Origin of the sequence: Alterinioella nitratireducens, assembly GCF_013155465.1 — a bacterium.
In the GTDB taxonomy this organism is placed as follows: Bacteria; Pseudomonadota; Alphaproteobacteria; order Rhodobacterales; family Rhodobacteraceae; genus Alterinioella; species Alterinioella nitratireducens.
In genome coordinates, this window is record NZ_JABJVX010000001.1 from 277,034 (window position 1) to 293,107 (window position 16,074).

At 66.0% G+C, this 16,074-nt stretch carries 19 protein-coding genes; 17 read left to right on the forward strand and 2 right to left on the reverse strand.

Going from position 1 to position 16,074, the window contains the following annotated elements:
- Positions 1 to 56: 56 nt before the first annotated feature.
- Entirely contained in the window at positions 57 to 782 is a 726-nt protein-coding gene (locus tag HNS34_RS01275; protein ID WP_172317209.1) for a class I SAM-dependent methyltransferase, read from the reverse strand.
- Between the two features lie 74 nt (positions 783 to 856).
- Between HNS34_RS01275 and HNS34_RS01280 the strand changes: the two genes are divergently transcribed.
- The 14 genes from HNS34_RS01280 (at position 857) to HNS34_RS01345 (ending at position 13,599) form a co-directional block, all read left to right on the forward strand.
- Entirely contained in the window at positions 857 to 1,276 is a 420-nt protein-coding gene (locus tag HNS34_RS01280) for an ASCH domain-containing protein (protein WP_172317211.1), read from the forward strand.
- 135 nt (positions 1,277 to 1,411) lie between these two features.
- Complete coding sequence (locus tag HNS34_RS01285) at positions 1,412 to 3,352, forward strand: acetyl-CoA carboxylase biotin carboxylase subunit (protein ID WP_172317213.1); 1,941 nt, start codon at positions 1,412 to 1,414, stop codon at positions 3,350 to 3,352.
- Positions 3,349 to 4,011 carry a glutathione S-transferase family protein gene (locus tag HNS34_RS01290; RefSeq protein WP_172317215.1) on the forward strand — a complete coding sequence of 221 codons (663 nt, stop codon included), beginning with the start codon at positions 3,349 to 3,351 and terminating at the stop codon, positions 4,009 to 4,011. The genes HNS34_RS01285 and HNS34_RS01290 overlap by 4 nt, the downstream gene beginning before the upstream one ends.
- Entirely contained in the window at positions 4,011 to 4,862 is an 852-nt protein-coding gene (locus tag HNS34_RS01295) for a hydroxymethylglutaryl-CoA lyase (RefSeq protein ID WP_172317217.1), read from the forward strand. The genes HNS34_RS01290 and HNS34_RS01295 overlap by 1 nt, the downstream gene beginning before the upstream one ends.
- Before the next feature lie 4 nt (positions 4,863 to 4,866).
- A complete protein-coding gene (locus HNS34_RS01300; RefSeq protein WP_172317219.1) occupies positions 4,867 to 5,649 on the forward strand; it encodes a crotonase/enoyl-CoA hydratase family protein in 783 nt (260 codons plus the stop codon).
- A 611-nt stretch (positions 5,650 to 6,260) separates the two neighbouring features.
- Positions 6,261 to 6,626, forward strand: coding sequence for an NADH-quinone oxidoreductase subunit A (locus HNS34_RS01305; protein WP_172317221.1), 366 nt, complete (start codon positions 6,261 to 6,263; stop codon positions 6,624 to 6,626).
- Positions 6,626 to 7,150: a NuoB/complex I 20 kDa subunit family protein gene (locus HNS34_RS01310; RefSeq protein ID WP_172317223.1), complete on the forward strand. Its 525-nt coding sequence runs from the start codon at positions 6,626 to 6,628 to the stop codon at positions 7,148 to 7,150. The genes HNS34_RS01305 and HNS34_RS01310 overlap by 1 nt, the downstream gene beginning before the upstream one ends.
- A 16-nt stretch (positions 7,151 to 7,166) precedes the next feature.
- Positions 7,167 to 7,778: an NADH-quinone oxidoreductase subunit C gene (locus HNS34_RS01315; RefSeq protein ID WP_172317225.1), complete on the forward strand. Its 612-nt coding sequence runs from the start codon at positions 7,167 to 7,169 to the stop codon at positions 7,776 to 7,778.
- A gap of 2 nt (positions 7,779 to 7,780) precedes the next feature.
- Positions 7,781 to 8,647 (forward strand): sulfotransferase family protein, encoded by an 867-nt coding sequence (locus HNS34_RS01320; RefSeq protein WP_172317227.1) that lies wholly within the window; start codon positions 7,781 to 7,783, stop codon positions 8,645 to 8,647.
- Positions 8,647 to 9,867, forward strand: coding sequence for an NADH-quinone oxidoreductase subunit D (locus tag HNS34_RS01325; RefSeq protein WP_172317872.1), 1,221 nt, complete (start codon positions 8,647 to 8,649; stop codon positions 9,865 to 9,867). The genes HNS34_RS01320 and HNS34_RS01325 overlap by 1 nt, the downstream gene beginning before the upstream one ends.
- Before the next feature lie 22 nt (positions 9,868 to 9,889).
- Positions 9,890 to 10,252 carry a DUF4267 domain-containing protein gene (locus tag HNS34_RS01330; protein ID WP_172317229.1) on the forward strand — a complete coding sequence of 121 codons (363 nt, stop codon included), beginning with the start codon at positions 9,890 to 9,892 and terminating at the stop codon, positions 10,250 to 10,252.
- A 67-nt stretch (positions 10,253 to 10,319) separates the two neighbouring features.
- The gene (locus tag HNS34_RS01335; protein ID WP_172317231.1) at positions 10,320 to 11,450 is read left to right on the forward strand and encodes a hypothetical protein; all 1,131 of its coding nucleotides are present in this window, start codon (positions 10,320 to 10,322) and stop codon (positions 11,448 to 11,450) included.
- Between the two features lie 72 nt (positions 11,451 to 11,522).
- On the forward strand, positions 11,523 to 12,725 hold the full coding sequence (locus HNS34_RS01340; protein WP_172317233.1) for an NADH-quinone oxidoreductase subunit E: 1,203 nt from the start codon (positions 11,523 to 11,525) through the stop codon (positions 12,723 to 12,725).
- A 151-nt stretch (positions 12,726 to 12,876) separates the two neighbouring features.
- A complete protein-coding gene (locus tag HNS34_RS01345; protein ID WP_172317234.1) occupies positions 12,877 to 13,599 on the forward strand; it encodes a class I SAM-dependent methyltransferase in 723 nt (240 codons plus the stop codon).
- Between the two features lie 187 nt (positions 13,600 to 13,786).
- Here the strand turns inward: HNS34_RS01345 and HNS34_RS01350 are convergent, their stop codons facing one another.
- On the reverse strand, positions 13,787 to 13,981 hold the full coding sequence (locus HNS34_RS01350; RefSeq protein WP_172317236.1) for a hypothetical protein: 195 nt from the start codon (positions 13,979 to 13,981) through the stop codon (positions 13,787 to 13,789).
- 274 nt (positions 13,982 to 14,255) lie between these two features.
- On the opposite strand from HNS34_RS01350, the gene HNS34_RS21075 reads away from it, so the two are divergent.
- The 3 genes from HNS34_RS21075 (at position 14,256) to HNS34_RS01365 (ending at position 16,072) form a co-directional block, all read left to right on the forward strand.
- Positions 14,256 to 15,032 (forward strand): helix-hairpin-helix domain-containing protein, encoded by a 777-nt coding sequence (locus HNS34_RS21075; protein ID WP_172317238.1) that lies wholly within the window; start codon positions 14,256 to 14,258, stop codon positions 15,030 to 15,032.
- Positions 15,033 to 15,075: 43 nt separating this feature from the next.
- The gene (locus HNS34_RS01360; RefSeq protein ID WP_172317240.1) at positions 15,076 to 15,702 is read left to right on the forward strand and encodes a helix-hairpin-helix domain-containing protein; all 627 of its coding nucleotides are present in this window, start codon (positions 15,076 to 15,078) and stop codon (positions 15,700 to 15,702) included.
- A 127-nt stretch (positions 15,703 to 15,829) separates the two neighbouring features.
- A complete protein-coding gene (locus HNS34_RS01365; RefSeq protein ID WP_407925842.1) occupies positions 15,830 to 16,072 on the forward strand; it encodes a DUF5337 domain-containing protein in 243 nt (80 codons plus the stop codon).
- The last annotated feature ends 2 nt before the right edge of the window (positions 16,073 to 16,074 follow it).

A 16,074-nucleotide genomic window follows, 5' to 3' on the forward strand; every position in this document is an offset into this window, starting at 1 on the left:
CCCCGTACACCCCCCGATGCACCCCCCGTGCAGACGCGTGCGCGCCCCTGCGGGCGTCAGTCGCGCGGTCGATGTCCCGTCAGCAGGAGCGCGCTGCCGCCGGTCAGGCGGGTCTCGGTGACGCTCAGCCCCGCGATGCGCAGCGCCCTGGTGACGCTGTCTCCGGTGCCGAAATTCTTCGTGTATGCCCCGAGCATCATGAAGTCCTGGGCGCCGCGCAGGAACATCCGTTCGACCAGGGGCAGGACGCGATCGAGATAGAGCCGGTAAAGCGGGCGCAGGCGCCAGCCGAGCGGGTCGGTCGCCTCGATCAGCGAGAACGGCGCGCCGGGTTTGAGGATGCGATGAAGCTGGGTGGCAAAGATCCGGTGCTGCGCGGCGTCGAAGGTCTTGAGGCCGAAGGTGGAGATCGCGAAATCGGCAGAGGTGTCGGGCAGGTCGGTTTCCAGCATGTTGGCGCACAGATGCGTGATGCGACGCGCGCGGGGCCCGTGCAGCCGCGCGACGGCCTCGGCGTGCATGGCGGGGCTGATGTCAATGGCGGTGATTTGCGCGATTTCCGGAAAGCGCGCCAGAAGATGCGGCCAGACCTCGCCGGTGCCCGCCATCAGATCGACGCCCCGCGCCGGCAATCCCTGCGGCAGGTCCAGCCCCGCGACACAGTGACGACGCCAGCGCCGAACCAGACCGAAGGAGGCCACCGCGCTCCAGACCCGGTAATTGGCCGAGCAGCGGTCGAACACCCCGGCGATATAGGTCGGATCGTAGATATCGCGTGTCATGGCCAGCAGCCTGTGGCGGTTGCGGCTGGTTGGCAAGGGGCGAGCGGAGCGGCGTTCGGAAAGGGGGGACGGCCATGACAGGTCCGAGCTTGCAGCAGATCATCGACGCCAACCCCGAGGCCGAGACCTTCCGCTTCGGCGACGGGCCGGATCTGTCGGCGGAGATCCTCGCGCTGGTGCGTGCGGGGAAGAAGACCGCGACCTGCGAGGCGATGCGGGTCTATGAGGCTGAGGGGGATGCCCTGCCGGTCGTCGGTCGGCGCGACGTGGCGCTGAACTGGGACGGGACACCGGCCTTGATGGTCGAGACGGTCGAGGTCAGCACCCGGCGTTTCGACCAGATGGATGCGGCGTTCGTTGCGGCGCAGGGCGAGTTCCGCGACCTGGCGCATTGGCGCGCGGCCTACAAGGCGTATTTCACCCGCAATGGCGGCTTCAGCCCGGATATGGAGCTGATGTGCGAGCGGTTCCGCGTGGTGGAGGATTACGCATGAGGCGGGCAAGAATTTTGGAAAATTCTTCCACCGCGTCAATCGTGGGCGGAGTCGGGTTTGGAGATTGCGGGAGCGAGGGGCCAGCCCCTCGCGCTCCCCGAGGTATTTTCGGCAAAATGAAAAGGCGGGTCTGAGATGTTTGACAAGATCCTGATTGCGAACCGGGGCGAGATTGCCTGCCGGGTCATGGCAACGGCGCGCAAGCTGGGGGTGCGCAGTGTGGCGGTCTTTTCCGATGCCGATGCGGGCGCGGCCCATGTGGCGATGGCCGATGAGGCGGTGCATATCGGCGGGCCTGCGCCCGCCGACAGCTACCTGCGCGGCGATGTCATCATAAGGGCGGCGCTGGACACCGGCGCGCAGGCGATCCATCCCGGTTACGGCTTCCTGTCGGAAAACCCCGGTTTCGTCGAGGCGGTGGACGCGGCGGGGCTGGTCTTTATCGGGCCCTCTGCCAGTGCCATTCGCAAGATGGGGCTGAAGGACGCCGCCAAGGCGCTGATGGAGGAGGCGGGCGTGCCCGTCGTGCCGGGCTATCATGGCGAGAACCAGGATCCGGGCTTCCTGGCCGAGCAGGCGGAGGCGATCGGCTATCCCGTCCTGATCAAGGCGGTCGCGGGCGGTGGCGGCAAGGGGATGCGCAAGGTCGAGGCCGCGAAAGGCTTTGGCGATGCGCTGGCCTCTGCCATGGGCGAGGCCAGGACCGCCTTCGGCAATGATGCCGTGCTGATCGAGAAATACATCCAGCAGCCGCGCCATATCGAGGTGCAGGTGTTCGGCGATGGCACGCATGCGGTGCATCTCTTCGAGCGCGATTGTTCCCTGCAACGCCGCCACCAGAAGGTGATCGAGGAAGCGCCTGCCCCCGGCATGACAGAGGAGATGCGTGCCGCGATGGGCGAGGCGGGCGTGCGTGCCGCCGAGGCGATCGGCTATTCGGGGGCCGGAACCGTCGAGTTCATCGTCGATGGCTCACACGGGCTTCGCCCCGACGGGTTCTGGTTCATGGAGATGAACACCCGGCTTCAAGTGGAACATCCCGTCACCGAGGCCATCACCGGGGTCGATCTTGTCGAATGGCAGTTGCGCGTGGCAAGCGGCGAGAGCCTGCCCTGCGCCCAGGAGGATCTGTCGATCACGGGCCATGCGTTCGAGGCGCGGCTTTATGCGGAGGATGTGCCCAAGGGCTTCCTGCCCGCCACCGGCACCCTGGCGCATCTGGTCTTCCCCGACGGCGCGCGCTCTGACACCGGCGTGCGGCCCGGCGATGCGATCAGCCCCTGGTATGATCCGATGATCGCCAAGATCATCACCCATGGGCCGACGCGGGGCATTGCGCTCAAGCAGATGGAGCAGGCACTGAGCCACACGGAAGTTGCGGGCTCGGTCACCAACCTGGCCTTCCTGCGCGCGCTGACCCGGCATCAGGGCTTTGCGGCGGGCGAGGTCGATACCGGGCTCATCGACCGCGACCTTGACGTGTTGGCGAAAGACCCGGTCGCCTGCTCGCGCTGCCGGTCGCTGGCCGCCCTCTGTGCGCTCGGGCTGCATGAGGGTCAGGATGCTCTCGCGGGCTTCACCCTGTGGGAGCCGCTGCACCAATATGCCGTCTTCGGCTATCGTGACGAGGTGTTGCAGGCAATGGTGGAGACGCTCGCCCCCGGCCATTTCCGCGTCACGCTGGAGGGGGCGGCCCATGAGGTCTGCCGCGACTTGGTCGGCTGGCGCATCGACGGCGCGCTGGTGCCCGCGCGGGTGGTGCGCCATGCGGCGGGCCTGCACGTGTTCTGGGGCAATGCCTACGGGTTCGACATCATCGACCCGCTGGATGTCGCCGCCGCCGCCGGGGCGGTCGCGGGCGTGATCGAGGCGCCGATGCCGGGGCTGGTCAAGGCCGTCTTCGTCGAGGCGGGTCAGCGGGTCGCGGCGGGCGACCGGCTGGCCGTGCTGGAGGCGATGAAGATGGAGCATACGCTGAGCGCAGGCCGCGACGGGGTGGTGGCCGAGGTGCTGGCGGGCGCAGGTGATCAGGTCGAGGCCGGGGCGGCGCTGATCGTGCTGGAGGAGGAGGAATGATCCGCCTGCATCACGTCGCGCAAAGCCGCTCGATGCGCACGCTCTGGCTGCTGCATGAGTTGGGCGTGCCCTTCGAGGTCCGGACATGGCCCTTCGACAAGGCCCTGCGGGGGGCGGAGTTCCTCGCGCTCAACCCGGCGGGGCGCGTGCCCGCGCTGGAGATGGACGGGCGAAGCTACTGGGAAACCGGGGCGATCACCGAGATCCTGTGCGAGCGCTTTCCCGAGGCCGGGCTTGGCCGCGCGCCGGATCATGCGGAGCGCGCCGATTGGCTGATCTACCTGCATTTCTCCGAGACCATCAGCCAGCATACCGCCGCGCTGACGCAGCAGCATATCGCGCTTTACGATGACGCGATGCGCAGCCCGGTGATCATGAAGCTGGAGGCAAAGCGGCTGGCAAAATGCCTCGGCGTGATCGAGGCGCGGGTCGCGGTGCGGGACTACCTGCTGGATGGCGGGTTCTCGGCGGCGGATGTCTCGGTGGGGCAGGCCGTCTACATGGCGCGTCATTTCGTGCGGCTGAACGGGTTTCCGGCGCTCTCTGCCTGGTATGCGCGCATCACCGCGCGGCCCGGTTTCGTGGCCGCAACTCCGATCACGGGCGAGGAGGACCAGCTCTATACCCGCGATTACTATGAACCCTGGGAGGGCAAGTGATGGCACGTGTCGAGATTTTCGAGGTCGGCCCGCGCGACGGGTTGCAGAACGAGGCGCGGCTCATTCCGGCGGCGGACAAGATCGCGCTGGTCGATTGCCTCAGTCGCGCCGGGTTCCGCCGGATCGAGGTGGCCAGTTTCGTCTCGCCGAAATGGGTGCCGCAGATGGCGACCTCGGCGGAGGTGCTGGCGGGGATCACGCGGGCGCCGGGTGTGTCCTATGCGGCGCTCACGCCCAACATGAAGGGCTATGAGGGCGCGAAGGCGGCGCGTGCCGACGAGATCGCGATTTTCGCCTCGGCATCGGAAGGGTTCTCCAAGGCCAATATCAACGCCACCATCGAGGAGAGCATCACCCGTTTCGTGCCGGTGGCGCAGGCGGCGAGAGCCGATGGAATTCCGGTGCGCGGCTATATCTCCTGCGTGACCGACTGCCCCTTCGACGGGCCGACGCCGCCCGCCGAGGTGGCCCGCGTGGTGGCGACCCTGCGCAATATCGGCTGCTACGAAATCTCGCTTGGCGACACGATCGGGCAGGGGCGGCCCGAAACCGTTGACGCGATGCTGGAGGCGGTCTTGCAGGAATGCGCGCCGGAGGAACTGGCCGGCCATTTTCACGATACCGCCGGTCGCGCGCTGGACAATATCGAGGTGGCTCTGGCGCGCGGGCTAAAGGTGTTCGATGCCGCCGTCGGAGGGCTTGGCGGGTGTCCCTACGCGCCGGGGGCCGCGGGCAATTTGGCCACGGAACGGGTCGCCGACCGGCTGGCGGAGCTGGGGCACGAGACCGGGCTGGACCGCGCCGTGATCGCTGAGGCAGTGACGATGGCGCGCGCGTTAAGGGAAGGATAAGCCCATGGAAACGATAGATATTCAGACCGATGACCGGGGCGTTGCGACGCTGACGCTCGCGCGGCCCGAGAAGCATAACGCGCTGTCGGCGCAGATGATCGCGGAGCTGACGCAGGCGGCGGAGCAGCTTGGCAACGATCCTGCCGTGCGCGTCGTGGTGCTGACCGGCGACGGGCGCAGCTTCTGCGCGGGCGGCGACCTGGGCTGGATGCAGGAACAGATGCGCGCCGACGCGGCAACCCGCGGGGCCGAGGCGCGGAAATTGGCCGAGATGCTCGGGGCGCTCGACCGGATGCCGAAGCCGCTGATTGGCCGGGTGCAGGGCCAGGCCTTTGGTGGCGGCGTGGGCATGATGTCGGTCTGTGACGTGGCCATTGGCGCGGACGGCGCCAGGTTCGGGCTGACCGAAACCCGGCTCGGCCTGATCCCGGCCACTATCGGGCCCTATGTCGTGGCCCGCATGGGCGCGGCGCGGGCACGGCGGGTCTTCATGTCGGCGCGGATATTCGGCGCGGAGGAGGCGGTGGCGTTGGGCCTGCTGGCCCGCGCGGTGCCCGAGGCTGACCTGGATGCGGCGGTCGAGGCCGAAGTGGCGCCTTACCTCAACTGCGCCCCCGGCGCGGTGGCCGCCGCCAAGACGCTGGTGGCCCGTCTGGAGCCGCGCGTCGATGCCGCCACCATCGACATGACCATCGAGGCGCTGGTCGCGGCCTGGGAAAGCGACGAGGCGCGCGAGGGTGTCGCGGCCTTCTTCGACAAGCGCAAGGCGGCGTGGATGCCGGACTGACATCCACCGGGCCCAGGGCCAGGGCCCTCACCCCTTCTTTGTTCCCAAAATATCCATGGGGGAGCGCGAGGGGGCAATCAGCCCCCTCGCACCGGTCGGCGCCGAAGGCGGCGAAATCACCTGCGGCCTGCACCCCTGCTTGCCAATCGGTCACGGACAGGCTTTTCTGTCCGGACATCCGAATGGGCACCCTGCTTGGCGCGCGCGGCAATACCGGCGCGGCACGCCGCCGCGCGTTCTTGTTGCGCCTCCGGGGGGAGGATGCGCGCCGTTGTCGAGCGACGGGCCGCACCCCGCCACCCTTTCCGGGGCATGAGATGGTCCCGGGCTGGCGCCCGCGCGGGGACTGGTTTCCGGTGATCTTGCAGGGTTGAGGGGCGGCAGGCTTTTCGAAAAGCCTCATCAAGAGCTTTGCAAAGCTCTTGTCCCGCGCGGGGTCGACCCCGCGCTTCTCCGTCCGCGTCGACGCGGACGACGCCCGGACCGCGAATTGGCCGATCTGCCGCGCCCGCTTGCCGTTGACCCTGCCACGGGGCAGGGCTAAACCCCTTGAGGGAAAGATACGCCAATGGACGGCGCGCAACGCGCGCGCCGGGAAGGAGCCACATCCGATGGACGAGTTGCTGCGGGAATACCTCCCCGTCCTTTTGTTTCTGGCCGTGGCCATCGGGCTCGGGCTTGTCCTGATCCTCGCGGCCATCGTGCTGGCGGTGCGCAACCCCGACCCCGAGAAGGTCTCGGCCTATGAATGCGGGTTCAACGCCTTCGACGACGCGCGGATGAAATTCGACGTGCGATTCTACCTCGTCGCGATCCTCTTCATCATCTTCGACCTCGAGATCGCCTTTCTCTTCCCCTGGGCCGTCGCCTTCGGGGATATGTCTATGGCGGGGTTCTGGTCGATGATGGTGTTCCTGGCCGTGCTGACCATCGGCTTTGCCTATGAGTGGAAGAAGGGAGCGCTGGAATGGGAGTGATGGCTGGACAGAACACCGCGGGCCATGATCCCGAATACGCCACCCAGACCCTGAATGCCGAGCTTCAGGACAAGGGGTTCCTGCTGACCACGGCGGAGGACCTGATCAACTGGGCGCGCACCGGCAGCTTGCACTGGATGACCTTCGGCCTCGCCTGCTGCGCGGTCGAGATGATGCACACCTCGATGCCGCGCTATGACGCCGAACGTTTCGGAATCGCGCCGCGCGCCTCCCCCCGCCAGTCGGACGTGATGATCGTGGCGGGAACCCTGACCAACAAGATGGCGCCAGCGCTGCGCAAGGTCTATGACCAGATGCCCGAGCCGCGTTACGTGATCTCGATGGGCTCCTGCGCCAATGGCGGCGGCTATTACCACTACAGCTATTCCGTGGTGCGCGGCTGCGACCGGATCGTGCCGGTGGACCTCTACGTGCCCGGCTGCCCGCCGACCGCCGAGGCCCTGCTTTACGGGCTCTTGCAACTGCAACGCAAGATCCGCCGCACCGGAACGATCGCGCGATGAAGGAGTGCCCCAGATCATGACCCAAGACTTGCAAGACCTGGCCGACCTGATCACCCAGAAACAGGGCGATGCGGTGATCGGCACGGATATCGCCTTTGGCGAGCTGACGGTCGAGATCACCCCCGCCTCGGTTCCCGATTTTGTCGAGTTCCTCAAGACCGACCGCGAATGCCGCTTCTCGACCCTGATCGACATTACCGCCGTCGATTATCCGACCCGCGACAAGCGCTTCGATGTGGTCTGGCATTTCCTGTCGATGTATCAGAACCACCGCATCCGGGTGCGCGCCCGCGTCCGCGAAAGCGACATGGTGCCCTCGATCGTCGAGGTCTACCCGGCCGCCAACTGGTTCGAGCGCGAGGTGTTCGACATGTATGGCCTGATGTTCAAGGGCCATCCCGACCTGCGCCGGATCCTCACCGATTACGGCTTTCGCGGCTACCCGCTGCGCAAGGATTTCCCGACCACCGGCTATACCGAGGTGCGCTATGACGAGGCGTTGAAGCGCGTCGTCTATGAGCCTGTCAACCTGGTCCAGGAATACCGCCAGTTCGATTTCATGAGCCCCTGGGAAGGTGCCGAGTACATCCTGCCCGGCGATGAAAAGCCCGAGGCGGCGAAGGGCTGACCATGGGCGACGCAACCCTCCTTTTCGGGATCGGCGCGGCCAAGGCGGGGACCACCTGGCTTTACCGCTTTCTCGCCGCGCACCCCGAGGTACGGCTGCCCGCCGTGAAGGAGCTGCATTATTTCGACACCGCCGAAACCAGCAAATTCGACCGCCAGATCGCCCGGATGCGCAAGGAAAAGGCGCGCCGCACGGGGCGGCTGCCCACCGGCGACGAGAAGCTGGACCGCCGGCTGAAACGCGAGATCTGGGCCTATAACCGCTGGCTGAATGTCATCGCCGACCCTTCCGACGCGGCTTATGTCGATTTCCTGACCCATAATGCCGGGGATGCCCGTGTCGTGGGCGACATCACGCCGGCCTATGCGACACTCTCCGAGGCCAGCCTGACCCGGATGGCGGGGCTGGCCGACAAGACCCGGTTCATCTACCTGATGCGCGACCCGCTGGACCGGCTCTGGTCCAATATCCGCATGGCCGCCGCGCGGCGGACGGGGGCCTTGCGCGAGACGGCGGGCGCGCTGCTGGACAAGGTCGTCGCGGGCGAGGACCAGACCATCACCGCGCGCTCGAACTACGCCCTGACGCTGGCCCGTGTGAACGCCGCGCTGGACCCCAGGACGGTGTTCCTGGGCTTCTACGAGACGCTCTTTCAGCCCGAGACCGTGGCGCGGATCTGCGACTTCCTGGGGATCACGCCCCGCGCCGCCAAGACGCAGGCACGCGTGCTGGCCGGCGAAGACCTGACAATGACCGAGGGGCAGCGCGCCCGTGCGCTGGCATGGCTGGCCCCTCAATATGATGCGGTGCGCGGGGCGATGGGTGCCCTGCCGCAACGCTGGACGGATAACATGGAGGCGCTGGCATGATGGATGGCGGCAAAGGCTTCGAGGACGCCCAGACGGGCGAACAGAAGATCCGGAATTTCAACATCAATTTCGGCCCCCAACACCCGGCGGCGCATGGCGTGCTGCGGCTGGTGCTGGAGCTGGACGGCGAGATCGTCGAACGGTGCGACCCCCATATCGGCCTGCTGCATCGCGGCACCGAAAAGCTGATGGAGAGCCGCACCTACCTGCAGAACCTGCCCTATTTCGACCGGCTGGACTACGTGGCGCCGATGAACCAGGAACATGCCTGGTGCCTGGCCATCGAGAAGCTGACCGGCACCGTGGTGCCGCGGCGCGGATCGCTCATCCGGGTGCTTTATTCCGAGATCGGGCGCATCCTCAACCACCTGCTCAACATCACCACGCAGGCGATGGATGTGGGCGCGCTGACGCCGCCCTTGTGGGGCTTCGAGGAACGCGAAAAGCTGATGATCTTCTACGAGCGGGCCTGCGGCGCGCGCCTGCACGCGGCCTATTTCCGCCCCGGCGGCGTGCATCAGGATCTGCCGCCCGAATTGCTGGACGATATCGAGACCTGGGCCAACGAGTTCCCCAAGGTGATCTCGGATATCGACGAGCTTCTGTCGGAGAACCGCATCTTCAAGCAGCGCAACGCCGATATTGGCGTGGTGACGGAACAGGACGCGCTGGATTGGGGCTTTTCGGGCGTCATGGTGCGCGGTTCCGGCATGGCCTGGGATCTGCGCCGCGCGCAACCCTATGAGTGTTATGACGAGTTCGACTTCCAGATCCCCGTCGGCAAGAACGGCGATTGCTATGACCGGTATCTCGTGCGGATGGAGGAAATGCGCCAATCGCTGCGCATCATCCATCAATCCATCGAGAAACTGCGCGCGCCCGAGGGCAAGGGCGACGTCATGGCGCGCGGCAAGCTCAGCCCGCCCTCGCGCAAGGATATGAAGACCTCGATGGAGGCGCTGATCCATCACTTCAAGCTCTATACCGAGGGCTTTCACGTGCCCCCCGGCGAGGTCTACGCCGCCGTCGAGGCCCCCAAGGGCGAATTCGGCGTCTACCTCGTCGCCGATGGCACCAACCGCCCCTACAAGGCCAAGATCCGCGCGCCGGGCTACCTGCACCTGCAAGCGATGGATTTCGTCGCCGGAGGGCATCAGCTGGCCGATGTGGCGGCGATCATCGGCACGATGGACGTGGTGTTCGGTGAGATTGATCGGTGAGGCCGGGGCAGGGGGATAAGGCATGAGCCTCACCCTCCTCACCACCCTCTGCGGCCTCATCACCTTCGCCATCCTGGCCGTCCTCGCCTATGCCTTCTGGTCCGACCCCGACAAGGGCCTGACCCAGACCACGCATCGGCTGGAGAAACTTCCCCTCGTCATGGCCGACCGCTACACGGCCTTTGCCATCCTCGCCTTGGCCTTCACGCTTTATGGCGACCTCAATATCCTCATCCTCTTCTTCGGCATCTGCGCCTTCATGGGCTTCGCGGACGGCCTCATCTACGCCCGCGCGGGCCATCCGCATTGGAAACACACCGCCAGCGGCATCCTGTCAGTTGTGGCTGCGATCATCGCGGCGGCGGCCCGCCTGAGCGTCGCCTGACACGCCAAGCCGCTTGCCAGCCAGTGCGCCCCCGGTATTCTGAGAACATTCAGAAAAGGGGGGCGATATGCGCCTGATTTCAGCGTTTCTTGCATTTTTCGTCGGCCACGCGGCCACCGCCCAGACCTTGCCGGGGCCCGAGGATTACGACGCCGCCGTCGTCGCGGCGCTGGCTGATTCCTATGCCTATTGCACCACCCGGCCGGGTGCGTCGCCCCACACGCTTGCCGCCTTCCTTCAGACTGCCATCACGTTTGAATTCCGCGATGCGAATGAGCTGGAACGTCACGTGCGCCAAGGCGACGCTTTTGCCGCGATCACCAGAATGATCGCGGATGGGACGGTGATTTCGGACGATGACGGTATCCGGCTGCCCGACTGCCCGGTGACCGATGCCCAGATCACCGCACGGCTGCGGTTTCGGACCCGCACCCTGGAAACCCTGCCCGATGTGGAGGGGGTGGCGCTGCTATCCGGTGCGATGACGGCCTATGGCTGTTCCATCGCGCGTGCCGATGAGGCGGCATTTGTCGAGTTCGCCCTGCGCCACGTTGCCGGATTGTATGACATCCCCTTGCCTGATCCCTTGCCGGAGGGCGAAGACAGCGACCTGACGCCGTTCGTCGAAGCGCTCTATAACGTGCTGGATAATGCCGGGACCGACATGCGCCGCTCTGGCGCGATGATCACCGATGACGAAGCGGCACGGCTAGTGGGGTGCGTCGCCAGCGATGCGCCGCCCGACCCCCCTGTTGTCACCTTTGGCACAGATCCTGAAGGGGCCGCGGCACATGCCGCTTTATTGCGGCCGGAGGATATGCAGGCGATTTTTGCGCAAACGATCGCCGATATAGGGTGCGCGTTGCCGGATGGGGACATGACGCTGTTCTCAACGCACTTCCGGTACAATGGTCTGCTGACGCTTGGCGTTGACCTGCCACCGGACGAGGTTGCGCATGCGTCGCGCGATCTGGCGCTGACAGGGCAGACGGACCACGCATATGGTGCGGCGATTGCAGCGTTTGATTATTATGAAACCCTGCTGCCAACCATGATGGCGGTCGAGGATGCCGGGCTGTTGGATTATGAAGATCCCGATGCCGTTGTGTTGATTGATTGCATTCCAACAGGCGATCTGCCGATCCTTTCGCGCTACGAGATCGACGAGGAACAGCAGCCCGGTTCGACTGATAAGTAAAAAGAGACGCATGGACATTTTCGCGCCGCTCTGGCAGCAAGCGAACGAACGATATTCGACGGGACCGACCTGATGCTGAGACGCCTTCACCACGACCAGCCCGAAAGCTTTGCCTTCACCGACGCCAACCAGGCCTGGGCGCGCGCGCAGATCACCAAGTACCCCGAGGGGCGGCAGGCCTCGGCGATCATTCCGCTTCTGTGGCGGGCGCAGGAACAGGAAGGCTGGCTGACCCGTGCGGCCATCGAACATGTGGCGGGCATGCTGGACATGGCCTATATCCGCGCATTGGAAGTGGCGACCTTCTACTTCATGTTCCAGTTGCAGCCGGTGGGCTCCGTCGCCCATATCCAGGTCTGCGGCACCACGTCGTGCATGATCTGCGGGGCCGAAGACCTTGTCGCCATCTGCAAGGACAAGATCGCCGCCAACGCGCATGAGCTGTCATCCGATGGCAAATTCTCCTGGGAAGAGGTCGAATGCCTCGGCGCCTGCTCGAACGCGCCCATGGTGCAGATCGGCAAGGATTATTACGAGGATCTGACGGCGGAGAGCTTCACCCATATCCTCGATGAACTGGCCGCGGGCCGGGTGCCCACGCCGGGGCCGCAGAACGGGCGCTATGCGTCGGAACCCGCGGGCGGGCTGACCTCGCTGACCGACTATGCCGAGGGGCGGGACGAGCTCAACATCTCCGCCCGCCTGGCGACGGATATCGGCGACACGATCAAGCGCATCGACGGCACCGAAGTGCCGCTTCTGACGCCATGGGGCAAGCAATCGGGCAATGGCGACACGCACGCCGAGGACCACGCCGCACCCGAGCCCGAGGAGGCGCCCGAGCCGCCGGTGCAGAAATCCGAAGCGGTCGAGGCCCCGGCGCAGGAACCTGTGCGCGAAGAGGCGCGCGCCGATTCCGAGCGGGTGCCGGAAAGCGCCGCGCCGGAGGTCGACGAGGAGGCCGCCGCGCCCGAGGACCACGCCGAGGCAGGCGCCAAACCCGAGGCCGACGAGACGCTGGCCGACACGGTCGAGGAACGCGAACCCGAACTGCTCAGCTCGGCGCGCGAAGGCGGGGCCGATGACCTCAAGAAGATCAAGGGCGTCGGGCCCAAGCTGGAAGGCGTGCTGAACGATCTGGGTTTCTACCATTTCGACCAGATCGCCGCCTGGGGCCCGGCCGAGATCGCCTGGGTCGATACCCGCCTGCAATTCAAGGGCCGGATCGAGCGTGACAATTGGGTCGCACAGGCCGCCGAACTCGCCAGGGGCTGAACGCGGGCCTTTCCCGACAGGCGCAAACGCGCGATTCTGGTCGAAACACCCAAGGTGTGGCCCCGGCATCGCGCGCGATTTCCCTGCATGTTCACAGGCGCAGGGGGGCGAACGGGCCACCGGTGGGACAAGAGACCGGAGCGCCCGAGCCATGCATCACGATTACGACTCCATGTTTTCCTCGCACCAGGGGAAAGCGGCCAAGCGGCAGGCCAATGCCGATCTGCTGGCCGATACGCTCTGGCGCTACGTGCAACCGAAATCGGTGATCGACCTGGGCTGCGGCATGGGGTTCTTCCTCAAGGCCTGCGCCGACCGGGGCGCCGATATCCGCGGCATCGACGGCGAATGGAGCAAGGATGTCGCCCCCGTCGTGGCCAAATCCGCCCTCAGCTACGCCGATCTCAACCAGCCGGTGAAGCTGCGCAAGCGGCACGACCTGGCCGCCAGCATCGAGGTGGCCGAACACCTGCTGCCGGAACGCTCCGAAGGTTTCGTCGCTGACCTCTGCAAGCTCTCCGACACCGTCCTCTTCTCCGCCGGTATCCCGCATCAGGGCGGCGCGGGCCATATCAACCTGCGCTACCAGCATGAATGGGCCGAGATCTTCGCCGAGCAGGGCTATGCCTGTTTCGACCCGATCCGGCGGCGCATGGCGGCGATGGGCGATATCTACCCGTGGTTCGCGCAGAATATCCTGCTCTATATCAAGGACGGCACCGCCATCGACCCGCTGCTCGATGAACACCGCATCGCGCCGCAGGCGGCCAGCTATGTCGGTCTGACGCTCTACCACCGGCGCGAGCGCAACCTGGCGCGCAGGCTGCGCAAGGCGCGGATGGAGGCGAAACTTGCCAAGGCGGGGGAGGGTTGACGCCCGTGGCGTCTGGACGGGGATACATATGTTTTCCGTCCCCGATGCCCGGACCATGAGGAACCCGGCGCGGGCGTGATCGGATCACGCGGCAACCTTGCCCCCGATTGCCGGATAGACCTGCCTGACGGCCGGAATCGGAGTTTCGATTTGGGTGATGCCTATGTCGGCTGCGCGGGATGAAGCGTCATTCACTTTTTCTGTCGTTCCGATGGCCCTTTTTGCCCATGGCTCGCTTGATAATGGCTGCTGGAAAAACAAAGACAACAACAAGCCCCACAAGTATCGCGCCGAAAAAATGATGCAGCTTATTGCCCGCACGCCAAAATCCATGCGCGAGGACCGAGACTGCCAATAAAATGCTCGCCGTCAAATTTTTCATGGGTGCTCCCGTGCGGGCTTGCTTTCCTAGGAAAGATAGCTGTTCACCCAAGGTCCGCAATGGGCTCTCCCCCGACCTTCGCCGCCCATCCCCCAAACGCCTGCTATCTTCACCGGAAAAGGACAATCCACCGCCCAAACCGGATCTCCTATGCGTCCAATTCCGGCCCCATGTTGCCTATGCGCCACCGAGGCGGGGCCGCAGAGAAACCCCCTTCACGCAAGGCGGCCTCTGGTGTCTACTTCCTCACCAACTGGCCAGGGGGGATACTGCCATGTCTGCATCATCGGATCACGCCGATTGCAAGAGGATCGTCATCATCGCGGGGGCCGCGGTGGCGCTGCTCCTGGCGTTCCTTCTGTTCCTGTTCGGCCTGGGCACCATCTGGTCGCTGATCGTTGGTCTTCTGTTCTTTGTCGCGGTGATCGTCTTCGGCCCGGACCTTTTCTGCGGCGACAACCCGCGCTTTGACGTAGGCTCCATGGCCGACACCGCGCGCGCCAAGGCGGCGGCCTCGGTCGCCACTGGCCCCGCCGTCGCCCCCACGCCGGAACCCGAGCCGGAACCGGAGGAAGGCCCCACGCCGGAGCCCGCCACCCCCGTCGTCGCCCCGCAGCCCGATCTGGATGCCGAGCCCGAGCCGGTCGAGGTCGCGCCAAGCGCCCCGCAACCGGTGGAGGATCACGAGACCGCCAAGCCAGAGGACCGCGCGCCCTCGACCATCGCCCCGAGCGCCCCGCAGCCGGTGGAGGACGCCGCCGCCGCCGCGCAGCCCGAAGCCCTCTCAGAGGCGCGCGAGGGCGGGCCTGATGACCTCAAGAAAATCAAGGGGGTGGGGCCGAAGCTGGAGCAGGTGCTACATTCGCTCGGCATCTATCATTTCGACCAGATCGCCGCCTGGGGGCCTGCCGAAGTGGCCTGGATGGATGACAACCTGGCCGGGTTCAAGGGCCGCGTCACCCGCGACGGCTGGGTCGACCAGGCCGGTCTATTAGCCGCAGGCGAAGACACCGAATTCTCTAAAAAAGTGGATGACGGCGACATATATTGACGCGCGGGAGGATGTGAGACATCCGAAAACGAGGATCAACAGAATGACTTTTGCCGATACTCTGTGGCGTAACGCGATCACCGCCCGCAGCACCATGATCACCGCGGCGAACTATTCCGCCGCCTTCTATGGCAATGCCGCCGTGCAGGGCTGGCACCTTGGCATGACCGCGCCGCTCACCTTCTGGCAGACCATGGCACGCACGGTCGCAAGCCCGGCCAATGCCGAGGCCACCGACAACGTGGTCGAGATGCTGCGCGACATCGCCTCGGAACCCGTGGCGGCCATGGCCGAGGTCGCGGAGATGGTCAGCGCCGAGGCCGCAGCCGATCCGGCCCCCGTGGCCGAGGCCGCTGCCGCGCCTGTCGAAGCCGCGCCTGTCGAAGCCGCGCCTGTCGAAGCCGCGCCCGCAGAAGCCGCGCCCGCAGAAGCCGCGCCGAACCCCGCCCTGCTGGACGCCCCGCGCGGCGGCAAGCCGGACGACCTGACCGCCCTGCGCGGCATCGGCGCGAAACTGGCCGCCAGCTTGAACGAGATCGGCATCTACCATATCGACCAGATCGCCGCGCTGGACGCCGAGGGCATCGACTGGCTGGACGAGAACATCCCCGGCTTCAAGCTGGCCTGCACCCGCTTCGACATCGTCGCCGGGGCCGCCAATCGGGCCTGACACCGGCGTACACCCTCTACAAAACCCGCGCCGGTCACCCCCCGGCGCGGTTTTTCACGTCGCTTGCAGCCGGGCCAGTGGACATTCCCCGCCCGCCTGACCTAAAACCGATCCCGACCGACATGACGTGAAGGCCCGCCCGCCCGCAATGCCCTCCAGCCCCGACACCAACGCCCGCAAGGCGCGCATCGCCGCCATCGTGATGGCCGCGACCATGGTTCTGTGGTTGGGGGCGCAATTCCTGGGCGGACAGCTTGGCCTGCCCGTGCGCTATGTCTTCTTGTTCGACCTTGCGGCAATTGCGGCACTGGTCTGGGCGCTGATTGTGACATATCAGGTCTGGACGGCCCGCCGCCACGAAAGGGACTGAAG